Annotated in this window: 10 protein-coding genes; 2 read left to right on the top strand and 8 right to left on the bottom strand. The window is 72.7% G+C overall.

What is annotated here, in order from left to right; translation table 11 throughout:
• Positions 1-18 precede the first annotated feature (18 nt).
• From ACIPTO_RS30330 to ACIPTO_RS30295, 8 genes are all read right to left on the bottom strand, one after another.
• Positions 19-771: a L,D-transpeptidase family protein gene (locus ACIPTO_RS30330; protein WP_366325165.1), complete on the bottom strand. Its 753-nt coding sequence runs from the start codon at positions 769-771 to the stop codon at positions 19-21.
• A gap of 41 nt (positions 772-812) precedes the next feature.
• Positions 813-2,237, bottom strand: coding sequence for a M1 family metallopeptidase (locus tag ACIPTO_RS30325; protein WP_401197392.1), 1,425 nt, complete (start codon positions 2,235-2,237; stop codon positions 813-815).
• Positions 2,238-2,400: 163 nt separating this feature from the next.
• Entirely contained in the window at positions 2,401-4,059 is a 1,659-nt protein-coding gene (locus tag ACIPTO_RS30320; RefSeq protein ID WP_401197390.1) for an MFS transporter, read from the bottom strand.
• Positions 4,060-4,295: 236 nt separating this feature from the next.
• Entirely contained in the window at positions 4,296-5,279 is a 984-nt protein-coding gene (locus ACIPTO_RS30315; RefSeq protein ID WP_366325160.1) for an ABC transporter substrate-binding protein, read from the bottom strand.
• Between the two features lie 88 nt (positions 5,280-5,367).
• Positions 5,368-6,387 (bottom strand): ABC transporter substrate-binding protein, encoded by a 1,020-nt coding sequence (locus ACIPTO_RS30310; protein ID WP_401197387.1) that lies wholly within the window; start codon positions 6,385-6,387, stop codon positions 5,368-5,370.
• Positions 6,388-6,463: 76 nt separating this feature from the next.
• On the bottom strand, positions 6,464-7,546 hold the full coding sequence (locus tag ACIPTO_RS30305; RefSeq protein WP_401197385.1) for a FecCD family ABC transporter permease: 1,083 nt from the start codon (positions 7,544-7,546) through the stop codon (positions 6,464-6,466).
• The gene (locus ACIPTO_RS30300; RefSeq protein ID WP_401197383.1) at positions 7,543-8,613 is read right to left on the bottom strand and encodes a FecCD family ABC transporter permease; all 1,071 of its coding nucleotides are present in this window, start codon (positions 8,611-8,613) and stop codon (positions 7,543-7,545) included. The genes ACIPTO_RS30305 and ACIPTO_RS30300 overlap by 4 nt, the downstream gene beginning before the upstream one ends.
• Before the next feature lie 124 nt (positions 8,614-8,737).
• Entirely contained in the window at positions 8,738-9,529 is a 792-nt protein-coding gene (locus ACIPTO_RS30295; RefSeq protein WP_401197381.1) for an AraC family transcriptional regulator, read from the bottom strand.
• A gap of 92 nt (positions 9,530-9,621) precedes the next feature.
• Between ACIPTO_RS30295 and ACIPTO_RS30290 the strand changes: the two genes are divergently transcribed.
• Entirely contained in the window at positions 9,622-11,334 is a 1,713-nt protein-coding gene (locus ACIPTO_RS30290; RefSeq protein ID WP_401197378.1) for an ABC transporter transmembrane domain-containing protein, read from the top strand.
• On the top strand, positions 11,331-13,109 hold the full coding sequence (locus ACIPTO_RS30285; RefSeq protein ID WP_401197375.1) for an ABC transporter ATP-binding protein: 1,779 nt from the start codon (positions 11,331-11,333) through the stop codon (positions 13,107-13,109). Before ACIPTO_RS30290 ends, ACIPTO_RS30285 begins: the two co-directional genes overlap by 4 nt.
• Positions 13,110-13,200 lie beyond the last annotated feature (91 nt).

Genomic DNA, 13,200 nt, shown 5'->3' with positions numbered 1-13,200 from the left:
CTGGCGGATCCTAAGCGGTCAGTGGCTGAGAGCGGCGGCGTCGCCCATGACGACGACGGGGTGCCGGGCCGGGTCCAGGGTGCGCAGGAGTTCCTTCATGTGGTCCTCGGCGATGCTGACGCAGCCGTGGGTGGGACCTCCGTGGTCGACGTGGATCCAGATGCCGCCGCCGCGCGAGGAGCCGAGCGGGCGGGTCCAGTCGAGAGGTGACGTGCCGGGCTTGCGGTTGTAGTTGATGGCGATGACGTAGTCGAAGGACCCGGCGAGGGGCTCGCCCTCGAAGCCGGTGCCGGGCGAGACGAAGCCCCGCCCCTGGTCGTACGTCAGCTTGGTGCCGGGGTCCTTGAGGAGGCCGCCCGCGTCCGTGAGCGAATAGACACCGACCGGTGAGCGCAGGTCTCCGCCCATGTGGTGGTCGGACCAGCCCCTGAGCGCGTTGTGCGCGGCCCAGCTGACGGTCTCCGCCCAGCCGTCGTCGGTGCGCTCGTACAGGGCGAGCGTGGAGCGGGGCGAGTTCGCGTCCCGGCCGGTGACCAGGACGACCTGCTCGGTGCCGGCGGGTATGCGGGCCAGCATCGTGGGCCCGACGCCCGGGAGCTGCCGGGCCGCCGCCTCGGCGGACACCTCCGACGAGGGAGAGGGTGAGGCCGGGGCCGAGGAGGCGGGAGTGGGGGCGGACGCGTGGTCCGTCGCCGCCAGCGCACCGCCGCCGCATCCCGTGAGGAGAACGGATGCGGCGACCAGTGCGACCGAGGGAATACGAGTGATCATGAGTCGACGATGACCGACACATGTGAGGAACTCGTCAGTTCCTACGGCTTGGTCGGCTTGCCTTTCGTGTAGAGCCAGGTGTGGAAGAGGGCATCCAGTCGTGTGCCCGATTTCCGCTCCGCCAGGCTGACGAACTGCGCGGTGGTGCCGTGGCCGTACCGGTGGGCGCCGGCCCAGGCACGCAGGATCGTGAGGAAGGTCTTGTCGCCCACGGCCAGGCGCAGTTCCTGCAGGGCCATGGCGCCGCGGGCGTACACCGGGGTGCCGAAGATGTTCGCGCCGCTGCCGGGGTCGCCGGGCGGGTACGCCCACAGGCCGTCGGTCGCCTTGCGGGCGTAGAGCGCGTCGAAGGTCTGCTGGGCGGTCTTGCCGCCGTGCTGCTCGCTGTAGAGCCACTCCGCGTAGGTCGCGAAGCCCTCGTTGAGCCAGATGTCCTTCCAGGAGGTGAGGGAGACGGAGTCCCCGAACCACTGGTGGGCGTTCTCGTGCACGAGGGTGCTGAGGTCGGGCGCCGAGTCGTAGAGCGGCCGACCCTGGGTCTCCAGGGCGTAGCCGACGTCCGGGGCGTGGTCGACGATCGACCCGGCCGCGCGGAACGGGTAGGGGCCGAACAGCTTGGACTCCCACTCCAGGACGGCCGGCAGCTTCTTCAACACGGGCGCCGCGGCGGCGACTTCGCGCGGGTCGACGGCGTTGTACACCTTGACGCCGTCGCGGGTGGTGTACTGCTCGACCTTGAACGTCCCGACCGTCGCGGTGGCGAGGTACGCGGCCATGGGTTCCGGCGCGTGCCAGCGGAAGGTGGTCTTCCCGTGCGCGGTCCGCTGCCCGAGGAGGACGCCGTTGGCGACCGCGGCGCGGCCCTGCGGGACGGTGATCGTGAAGTCGTACGCCGACTTGTCCTTGGGGTGGTTGTTCGCCGGGAACCAGGTCATGGCGCCCTGGGGTTCGCCGGCCACGAAGGCGCCGTCGTCGGTGGCGATCCAGCCGTCGGCCGAGCCGTCCGGGTCGGTGGCCTCCTTCGGGACGCCGTTGTAGGTGACGGTCACCTGGAAGCGCTCGCCCTCGCGCAGGGCGTGGCGCGGGGTGACGACGAGTTCCTGGCCTGCGCGGCGGAAGTCCGCCTTGACGTGGTCGACGGTGAGGCCCGTGATCGTGAGGCCCTTGAAGTCGAGGTCGAAGCGGGTGAGCTTCTCGGTGGCGCGGGCGGTGAGGACGGCGGTGCCGTCCAGGTGGCGGCTCGCCGGGTCGTAACGGAGTGTCAGTCCGTAGTGGGCGACGTGGTAGCCGCCGTTCCCGGCGAGCGGGAAGTACGGGTCTCCCGCGCCGGACGAGCCGATGGTCGTGGCGCCCGCGGGCGCGGCGGCCGCGAGCAGGGCCGCGACGGCGACGGGGACGGTGGCCACGACGGCGCCGCGGCGGAGCACGGCGGTACGTCTTGTGGACTGCTGCCGGAGGTGCGTCACTTGCGCTCCCGCATGGGTGAGGGGGGTGATCATTCGCCTCCGAGACTAGGCCTCGGGCTCCCCCGGAATCCCTCATGCCGAGGCAAAGTCCGGCGCCTGCACCGGCGCGCCGCGGCCCGGGCTGTCGGGCCCGGGCCGCGGCGGCGGTCGAAGTGCCGTTCGGTCAGGCCTCGTTCGGGGTGAGCGCGGCCAGTTCGCGGTCGACGGCCTCCTGGTGGGCCGCCGCGTCCTCGCGGGCCTTCTTCGGGCTCCAGCGGCCGGCCATCACGAACACGAAGGGCAGGAACAGGACTTGGCCGCCCACGCAGATCCACCACCAGGTGCGCCACTCCCCCGGCCCGTTCTTCGCGGCCTTCTGCACCTTCGGCCCGTACTCCTTGAGGACCTTGAGCTGCGGCTGCGCCTTCTGTACGACGGCCAGGTCGGCCGGTCCGACCTCCTTGACGGCCTGGGCGGCGAGAGCGGGGGGCGTGGTGGTGGGCGTGTACTTGCCCAGTTCGGCGAAGAGCTGGGGGTGGGCGTCGACGATGGCGAGAGCCGGGGCCGCCTGTTTCGACGCGGCCGCCACCTCGGCGCCGTGTTCGACGAGCGGGGTGACGGAGGTGACGAGGACCGGGATGAACGCCGCCGACACGGCGACCACGATCCGTACCGTCCAGCCCCACACCGCGAGACCCGCGGCGGTCGCGGCCGGGTTCCGCTTCTCCACGGTCTCGGTGAAGCTCGCCATCCAGGGGGCGTAGGCGACGCCGCTGAACACGCCGATCGCGACGAACAGCCAGGCGAAGGTGTAGTAGCCGGTCGTGGCGTGGGTGGCCAGGGCGGCGAAGAAGCCGGTGGCGACGATGGCGCCGACCCCGCCGACGATCATGAAGGGCTTGCGGACCAGCAGCCGGTCGGAGAGCAGGCCGGCCACGATCAGCGCGAGGGCGTTCGCGGCCCAGTACCAGTTGGCGAGGGCGTTGGTGCGCTGCTCGCTGTAGCCGAAGGTGGTCGAGAAGTAGACGACAAAGTTGCCGACGGCCGAGTAGTAGAGGAGCAGGAAGACGGCGATGGCGAAGGCGGAGCCGAGGATGTCCGGGCGCAGCATCTGCCGCCATTCACCGCGTCGTACGGCTTCGGTGTCGAGGCCCTTGGCGCGGGCCTCGACGAGGGCGCGGTCGCGCAGGCTGACCATGATCTGGTCGCGCAGGGCCGGGGCCAGCTCGCGCAGGGCGAACAGGGCGACGACGAACACGACGAGTCCGGCCGCGCCCGAGTAGCGGACCTCGTCCTCCCAGGTGGAGGAGGAGAGCGTGCTGCTGGTGACCGAGGTGACGACGAGGCTGCCGATGACCGGGCCCATCGTCCAGTAGCCCATCGCGGTGGCGCGGCCGAGCTGGGGTGAGAAGTCCCTGATGAGGGCCGGGGTGGCGACGAGGACGATGCCCTCGATGAAGCTCACGGCGGCGAACAGCACCAGGTAGGTGGTCTTGTCGCCCGCGTTGGGCAGTCCGAAGAAGACCAGGAGGGCGGCCACCAGCAGGCCGTAGACCACGAGGTTCGCGCGTCCCCAGCGGTCCGCGAGACCGGCTACGAGGGAGGCGAAGGCCCCGATCGCGTTGCCGACGACCGAGACCCACACGAAGTACCGGTAGGTCATGTCGAAGTGCGTGATGATCGACGTCGCCACCGCGTACTGGATGTAGAGCATGTAGTAGAGCACGACGGTCGTGACCACGACGATCGCCAGGTACGACATGCGTCGCCCGGTGGCCGGGTAGGCCGCGAGGTCGCGGCGGTACAGCCGGGCGAGCGAGCCGCGAGCACCGGTGCCGGGCACGTCGGCACCTGGGCTGCTCGTGTCGAATGATGCGGAGGCGGAGGGCATACGGCTCCCTTTGGAACGGCCGGGGACGGAGCGGACGGCGGGAGGCTGGGGGTTCCTTCCGTACGGGCGGACGCTAGTACCGACTAGTCGGTATGGCTAGATGCGTGACACGACTTCGCGCACGGGCACACGGAGGCGGCCCCTCGCGGTGAACGAGGGGCCGCCGGTGCCTGCCGGTCCGTCCGGGGCTACTTCTCCAGGGCCTTCGCCAGGCTGTCGACGACACCGATGGCGTCCGAGTAGGAGCCCGGCAGGAAGTCCGACGTGCCCACCAGGTGCTGGGACCTGGCGACCGGAAGGTTCTTGAACGCCTGGAGGGCGAACAGCTTCTGGATGTTGTTGGCGGGGGAACCGTCGTTGTTCGTGTAGTAGACGACGTAGTCCGCGTCCTTGAGCAGGTCCGCCCGCTCGTACGACACGGACTTGGTGTCGCCCGCGGCGACCGAGGCGCTGGCCGAGCCGAAGCGCACGCCCAACTGCTCCAGGATCGCGCCGACCGGTGAATCGGCGCCGTAGATCCAGTAGTTGCCGTTGTCGAAACCGCCCTGGATCACGTCCCAGCGGGCGTCGGCCAGCCGCGTGCCGTAGGTCGTGCGGACGGCCGCGATCCGGTCCTCGTACGTCCGCTTCAGCGCGGCCAGTTGGGTCGTGCGGTTCACGAACTCGGCGGTGGCGTCCGGGTACACGGACCAGGTGGCGGTGTCCTTGAACGACGCGAAGGCCGTCGGCGCGATGGCGGACAGCTTCGCGTAGGCCTTGGAAAGGTACGGCACGTCGACGCCGACGATGAGGTCGGGCCGCAGCTTGGCGATCTCCTCGTAGTCGATGTCGGCGCCGGTGGTCACCTTGGGAGTGGCCTTCCAGCGCGTGAGGTAGCGGGGCGGCACATAGGTCTCGCCGCCGTTCTCCACGCCGACCGGCTTGAGGCCGAGGTCGTAGAGCGACTCGGTGGCCCAGGAGTGCACGGAGACGATCCGCAGCGGGTGGGTGGGGACGGCGACCTTGCCGTGCGCGGTGGCGACGGTCCGGGTCGTAGCCTTGCCGCCGGAGGCGGTGGTCGAGGAGGCGGACGAGGAGCCGCAGGCGGCGAGGGCCAGCGCCATCGCGGTGGCGGCCACGGCGGTCAGGAGACGGCGCGGGCGGAAGGCCCCGGGCAGGGGTGAGGAGGGCATGGCTGATCCAAGGTCGTGAGGGAGAAGGGGTGTTGGAGGTCGCGCGGAGGTCGGAGGCGGTCCGGACCGGGCTGTGGAGGTCGGGCGGTCAGGAGGTGGCCTGCGGGCCCACGCCCGCTCGCGCGGAGGTCACATGGGTGGCGAGTCCGTCGAGGAGGACCGTGAAGTTGGACCAGCTGTAGGCGTACCAGGAGGCCAGGTCGGGCTTCCAGAACTGGCCGGCGCGGACGGCGGGGGTGCGCTTCCACAGCGGGTTGTCGGGCAGCGGGTCGGCGACCGCCCACACCAGGAGGTCCGCCGGGATCGACGGGACGTTCTCCCAACTGACCGCCTGGCTGTAGGTGTTGTCCGCGCCGCCGGGCACCGGGACGAGGTCCGCGCCGAGCGCGCTCACCGTCTTGAGGACGGCCCAGGTCTTGGGGTTCATCACGCCGATGGTGTTCTTGTCGATGTCGAACACGAACCCCACCCGCAGACCGGGCTTGGCGTCGAGCGCGGCCTTCAGCTTGGCGTGCGCCCGCAGGTAACCGGTCTTGGCGGTCGTGTCCGTCAGGTCGGCGCCGAGGGAGTGGGTGAGCCGGTCGGCGGTGGAGGCGATGGTCTCGATCGGGCGGTACATGCTGAGCCCGACGACCGGTGCGATCCTGCTGATCTCCGGGAGCTGCGAGGCCACTTGGAGGGTGCCGTCCGGCTGGACGGCGTCGATCAGCAGGTCGGGGCGGGCCTGCGCGAGCGCTTCGAGGCGTACGCCCTTGTCGGCCGAGTAGATCTTGGTGACCCCCGACCAGTCCGGCCGTACCGCGGGGACGATGCCCTGACCGGAGTCGGTGGCCGCGACCGGCTGGAGCCCGGCCGCCCACAGGGCCGCGCCCGCGGTGTCGGTGAGGAAGGCGATCCGCCGCGGCCGCGCGGCCAGTCGCACGGTCTTGCCGCGGTCGTCGGTGAACGACCAACTTGTCTTGCCGGACGCAGAGTCGGAGGCGGAGTCCGCCGGACCGCAGGCGGCGAGCGCGGCCATCCCGAGGCCGCCGGCGAGCAGGCCGCGGCGGCTGGGGTGGAGTCGGACGTGGGAGGCGCGCGGAGGGCGCCGGAGGGTGGTGCCGGTCATGGTGGTTCCTAGGGGAGGTGTCGAGTGGGCGCCGGGTCGCGGCGGCGTAACACGCGGTGCGGCAGGGGGCCTTGGTTCACGGGGTGCTCGTCCGGCGGCGGGCCATGAGCACATGGCACAGATAGAGGCCGCCGAGTACGCCGGTCATCGCGCCGACGGGCAACTCGGTGCGGGGCAGGACGCGTTGGGCCGCGAAGTCGCTCGCCGTGAGCAGCAGCGCGCCCATGAACGCGGACGGCACGACCGGTGGTCCGGGACTGCGGACGAGCCTGCGGCACAGCTGCGGTGCGGCCAGGGCGACGAAGGTGACGGGGCCGATCGCCGCGGTCGTGGCGGCGGCGAGGACGGTGGCGGCCACCGCGAGGACGATCCGGGTGCGGCCCAGGGACACACCGAGTCCGCGCGCGGTGTCCTCGCCGAGTTCGAGCCAGCTCAGGGCGCGGGTGGCCGGCACGACGACGGGGATGACGACCGCCAGGGTGATGGCCAGCGGGGTCACCACGGACCAACTCGCCGCGTTCAGGCTGCCGATGAGCCAGATCTGCGCGTCCTGGGCCTGATAGAGGCTGGCCCGGGTCAGCAGATAGGCGGTCAGGGAGGTGAGCATCGCGCTGACGCCGATGCCGACGAGCACGATCCGGTACCCGGACGTCCGCCCGTGCCGGACCGAGATCACCCCGACGGCCAGCGCGGTGAGCAGCCCGCCCGCGATCGACGCGAGCGCGGTGGCCGTGGCGCCGCCGTGGAACAGGACGATCTGCGTCACGGCACCGCTCGCCGCGCCGCTGGTGAAGCCGACGATGTCCGGACTGCCCAGCGGATTGCGGGACATGCTCTGGAAGACCGCGCCGCTCATGCCCAGCGCGGCCCCGGCCAGCACCGCGCACACCAGGCGCGGCAGCCGCAGGGTCATCACGATGAACCGGTCGGCTCCGGTGCCGTGCCCGAGCAGGCAGTCGACCACCGCCGACAGCGGCACCCGGAAGGTGCCGGTGGTCAGACTGAGCGCGCCCATGACGAGCGACGCGGCGGCGAGCAGCAGACAGACGGTGAGGGTGCGGGGCTGCCAGCGCAGCGAGACCCGGCCGCCGGAGAGGCGGAGCACCTGGCCCTTGAGGACGGTGCGCGGGGTGGACACGGGTGCGGTCGGAGCGGTCACAGTTCGGCGATTCTTCGGCGGCGGACGAGGGCGATGAAGAAGGGGGCTCCGGCGAAGGCGGTGACGATGCCGGCCTGGATCTCACCGGGGCGGGCGACGACCCGGCCGAGCACGTCGGAGGCGACGAGCAGGGTCGAGCCGACGACCATCGAGTACGGCAGGAGCCAGCGGTGGTCGGGGCCGGTCACCGACCGGACCAGGTGCGGGACGACCAGGCCGATGAAGGCGATCGGGCCTACGGCGGCGGTGGCGGCCCCGCACAGCAGGGTCACGGCGAGGGTGCCGAGCAGCCGGGTGCGCAGCACGCCGGAGCCAAGGGCGCGCGCGGTGTCGTCGCCGAGGGCCAGCGCGTTCAGCGAGCCGGACAGGCCGAGCGCGAGGAGGCCGCCGGCGGCGAGGAAGGGCAGCACGGTGGTGAGGACGGACAGCGGCAGCCCGGCCAGTGAGCCGACGCCCCAGAACCTGAACCGGTCGAAGACGTCGGGCCGCAGCAGCGTCACGACGGAGACGACGGCGCTGAGCACCGCGCTGACCGCCGTGCCGGCGAGGGCCAGCCGGACGGGTGCGGGACCGGTCCGGCCCCGGGTGCCCAGCAGGTACACGAGAGCGGCGGCGATGCCCGCGCCCCCGAAGGCGAACCAGACGGAGAAGGCGGGGTCCGTGCTCCCCCACACCGCGATGGCGACGACCACGGCGGTGGAGGCGCCCATGTTGACGCCGAGGATGCCGGGGTCGGCGAGCGGGTTGCGGGTCAGGGCCTGCATCAGGACACCCGCGGTGGCGAGCGAGGCCCCGACGGCGATGCCGAGCAGGGTGCGCGGGAGCCGCAGGTCGAGGACGACGGAGCCGTCGACCGAGGACCGGCCGTGCCACAGGGCGTGCAGGACGTCGAGCGGCGGGATGGCCTTGGCGCCGACGGCGATGCTCAGGACGGCGACGAGCAGCAGGACACCGGTGGCGGTGAGCAGGCCGGCCAGGCGCAGTGCGAATCCACCGCGTCGTGGTGGGCCGCCGGCGTCGGGTGGTCGGGTCACCGCACCGGTGGCGCTCATGGTGGTGGTGCCCATCGTGCTCCCTCGCGAGGTTGTCGGTCGACGCAAGGGACCGGCGGAGTAGGTGGCAATTAGCTTAGCCTTGCCTAAGTACGTTATGGCCGCCCGGTTCGGCGGGACAAGCCACACAGGCGCCACGTCATGTCGCGGATCCGCCAGGCTCCGGCTCGCCCACGGGCGCGGCGCCTGCGCCCCCGGCGCGGACGTCGGCGAAATAGGCGGCGGGGGTGTACCCGGTCAGCCGGCGGAACGCGGCCACGAAGGCGCTGGGGGTGGCGTAGCCGACGCGTTCGGCGACGCGGGCGACGGGCGCACCCTCGGCGAGATGCGCCAGGGCGGCCTGCAGCCGGGCGTGCACACGCCACTGGTTGAACGTCATCCCCGTCTCCGCGAGGAACAGCCGCAGCAGGGTGCGCGCACTGGACCCCACCACACGCGCGAACTCACCCAGCCCGCGCGGATCGGCGGGGTCGTCCAGCAGCAGCGCGGCCAGTTCCCGGGCCCGGGGGTCGGCGGGCAGCGGCAGTTCGAAGACGGCACCGGGCGCCGGACGCAGCACCTCCAGCAGGACGGCCTCGGCGTGCATCCGGGCGTCGGGGGCGAGTTCGTCCGCCAGGTACTCGATCAGATGACGGGCCAGCGGCGAGACCGCGAGCACGGTCGGCGCGCTCCAGGCGAGCGGACAGCGCTCGGGGTCGAGATAGATGCCCTGGAGCACCGACTCGCGCAGGGCGCCGGTGGAGTGCCGCAGGCCGGAGGGTATCCACAGGGCCAGGTGCGGCGGCAGCACCCAGCAGCGGTTCCGGATGTCGACCATGACGACACCGGACCTGGCCCAGGCGAGCTGGTGGTCGTCGTGCCAGTGGTAGCGGAAGGTCTGCCCCCGCTCCATCTCGAACCGCTCCAGGTCGATGGAGGTGTCCTGTGCCATGTCCGGTGTCCTGTCTCAGGTGGCGGTTGTGCGACATCTGTTGGCGTACTGCTGCGTTTACGACAAAAGTAAGGCGACCCTAACGTAGCCGGGTGACCGAACCCGCCTCCCCGGACGCCCTGCTGTGGCGCTCCCTGCTCGCCCGCCGACGGGACCTGACACTCGCGTCGGCGCTGCTCACCACCCATCAGCTGGGCGAGGCGCTGGTGCCGGTGATCGTCGGCACGACGGTCGGTACCGCCGTCCAGCACGGCACGCCCGGCCGGCTGGCCCTGCAACTCGCCCTGCTGGCAGCGGACTTCCTGGCCCTGTCGATGTCGTACCGCTTCGGCGCCCGCGCCACCGCCCGAGCCAGACAGCACACCGAGCACCGGCTGCGGATGGCGCTCACGGCGCGCGTGCTGCGCCCGGACGGCGGAGTCACGCTGCCCCCGGGTGATCTGCTCAGCCGCGCCTCGGCGGACACCAACCGGGTCGGCGCGTTCGCCGGCACCGTCGCCTCCACCGTGGCCGCGACGGTGGTCCTGCTCGGCTCGGTCCTCCTGCTGCTGCGGATCTCCGTGGGCCTCGCCGCCCTCGTGGTCGTCGGCACGGCCTGTCTGCTCGCCGCGCAGAACGGCCTCTCCCGGACCCTTCGCCGCGCCGGCGGCACCGAACAGGCCCACCAGGCACGGGCCACCGAACTCGCCGAGAACCTCGTCCGGGGCCTGCGGGTCCTCAAGGGCATCGGCGCCGAACGGGCCGTGGCGGCGGACTACGTCCAGGTCAGCCAGGACGCGGTACGGGCCGCCCGCCGGGCCGCGCGGGCCGAGGCCACGCTGCTGGCGGCGGGCGCGCTGGCGACCGGTCTGTATCTGACCGCGACGGTGGCACTGGGCGGACGGCTCGCGCTCGACGGCCGTTTGAGTCTGGGCCAGTTGATCGCGGCGCTCGGTCTCGCGGCCTTCGTGATCGGCCCCATGCGCGTCGTCTCCACGTCACGGGCGGCGCACGCGCGAGCACGGGCATCGGCCGCACGGCTGCACACGGTACTCACCGGGCCGGCGGCCGTGACCGAGCCGACCGGGGTCCAACCCCCGCCTATGGAGGGCCCGTTGGCCGTCGAGTTCCGCGAGGTCGAACTGCCGGGCGGCATCCGCTCCCAATGGCACGCGCCAGCGGGGAAGTTGACCGGCCTGCTGTGCGAGGACCCGGCCGCGGCCGACGCGCTCGTACGACTGCTGGCCCGCGAGTCCGACCCGGCACACGGCCGGATCATGGTCGACGGAACCGACCTCACCGCACTTCCCCTGGACACCCTGCGCGCCACCGTGCTGGTCTCCCCGCACGAGGCGGCGCTGCTGCCCGGGACCGTCGCGGAGAACCTGGCCGCGCTCACCGGGGACGGCCGCGCCCTGGCGGAGGCGGCACGGGCGTCCTTCGCCGACCAGGTCGTCGCCGCGGCACCGCACGGCGGCGACACCTCCGTGGGCGACCGGGGCGAACTCCTCTCCGGCGGCCAGCGCCAGCGCGTCGCACTCGGCCGCGCTCTCGCGGCCCGGCCGCCGGTACTGGTCCTGCACGAACCCACCACCGCCGTCGACACGGTCACCGAGGACACCATCGCCGAGCGCGTCCGGGAGGCGAGGGCGGGCCGTACGACGCTGGTCGTGACCAACAGCCCCGCCTGGCTGGGGCGTTGCGACCAGGTCGTCCGCGTGTCCGGAGCCGAGAGCGGCGAGACGCCGGCAGGGCTCATGTCCGGTGCGGTGAAGGCCGGTTCGGCGCCCGCGCACCCCAACACCCCGAGGAATACGACCCGATGACCACCGCACCCGCCCCGGCACCCCGGCTCCCCGTCGCCACCGGCAGACAGACGCGGGCCCGACTGCGGAGCGCGCTTCGGGGCAGCCGGCCGCTGCTGTGGACCGTCGTCGCCGCCCTCGCGATCGACAGCGCGCTGACCCTGGCCGGGCCGACCGCCATCGGCCGCATCACACAGGCCATCGCGGACCGCCGGGCGCCCGGCGCACTGGTCGGCCCGGTGCTGTTCCTCGCGGGAGCCGTCGTGGCCGGGGCCATGACCGGCTGGTGTGCGGCCGTGCTGTCGGCGCGGCTCGTGCAGCCCGTCGCCGCCCGGCTGCGCGAGGACGCCGTCACGGCGGCGCTCGACCTGCCCGTGGACGTCGTGGAGGCGGGCGGCACCGGCGACCTGGTGTCGAGGGTCTCCGGTGACGTGGACCGGGTGTCCCAGGTGGCGTCCGGCGCGCTGGGCGACTTCGTCGCGGCGGCGCTGACGATCGCGGCCACACTCCTCGGACTGGCCGCCCTGGACTGGCGGTTCGCCCTCGCGGCACTGCTCGCGGTGCCGCTCCAGGCGTACGCCCTGCGCTGGTACCTGCGCACCTCGCAACCGCTCTACGCCGAGGGCCGCGCCGCCGACGGACGCCGCGCCTCGGCACTGCTCGGCGCGTTCGCCGCGCTGCCCACGCTCCGGGCCCTGCGCCTGGGCCCCGGCCGGTACGACCGGGTGGAAGCGGCCTCGGCGGAGGCGATGACGTACGAACTGCGCGCCACCCACGCGGCGACCCGGTTCTACGGCCGCCTCAACGGCGCCGAACTCGTCGGTCTGAGCGGGGTGTTGGTCGCCGCGTACGTCCTCGTGCACGCTGGTCTCGCGGATGTGGGCGCCGCGACGACGGCCGCGCTGTTCTTCGTCGGGCTGTTCGACCCGGTCAACATGATGCTCGGCAGCTTCGACAGTGTGCAGCAGGCGGCGGCAGGCCTGGCCAGGATCGTCGGCGTGACACTGGGCGGACCCGCACCGGACGAGCGTCCACGAGGCCCGATCGGCAGCCCGGGTACGGCACTTGTCGTGGACGACGTCCGTCACCGCTACGGCACCGGACCCGACGTCCTGCACGGTGTCCGCCTCGACGTACGCGCCGGGCAGCGGCTGGCGATCGTCGGCGCGACGGGTTCGGGCAAGTCGACGCTGGCGAGTCTCGTCGCCGGTCTGCGCGTCCCGACCTCGGGCCGGATCACCCTCGGCGGCATCCCCACCGCCGAACTGGCCGTCTCCGCACCGGACGTGCGGCGCCGGATCATGCTCGTCACGCAGGAGCACCATCTGTTCCCTGGTTCCGTCGCGGACAACCTCCGTCTCGCCCGCCGCGACGCCTCGGCGCCGGAGGTCGACGCCGCGCTCCGTGCCGTGGGCGCCGCGGGGTGGGTCGACGCGCTCCCGCACGGCGCGGACACCCCGGTCGGCACCGGAGGCGTCGGTCTCACTCCGCGCCAGGTGCAGCAACTGGCCCTCGCCCGCGTCCTGTTGCTCGACCCCGAACTCGTCGTCATGGACGAGGCCACGGCGGAGGGCGGCAGCGACACCGCCCAGGCCCTCGACCGGGCGGCCCTCGCGGCGGCCGAGGGGCGGACGGCGGTCGTGGTCGCCCACCGGCTGTCCCAGGCGGCCACCGCCGACGTCGTAGTGGTGATGGACGGCGGCAAGGTCATCGAACGGGGACACCCCGACGAACTCCGTGCGGCAGGAGGGGTCTACGCCCGACTGTGGGCCGCGTGGTCACGGGGAGCCGGGTGACTGGGCGCCGGGTGACGGGCAGTCGGGTGACGCGGCAGACAGCCCCGGGAAGCCGCACGGCACACGCGCCTCATCAGCCCGCCGACGCCAA

Source organism: Streptomyces sp. NPDC090083, assembly GCF_044747445.1.
In the GTDB taxonomy this organism is placed as follows: Bacteria; Actinomycetota; Actinomycetes; order Streptomycetales; family Streptomycetaceae; genus Streptomyces.
Note: the sequence above shows the minus strand (reverse complement) of the source record. Positions and strands in the feature narration are given on the sequence as shown.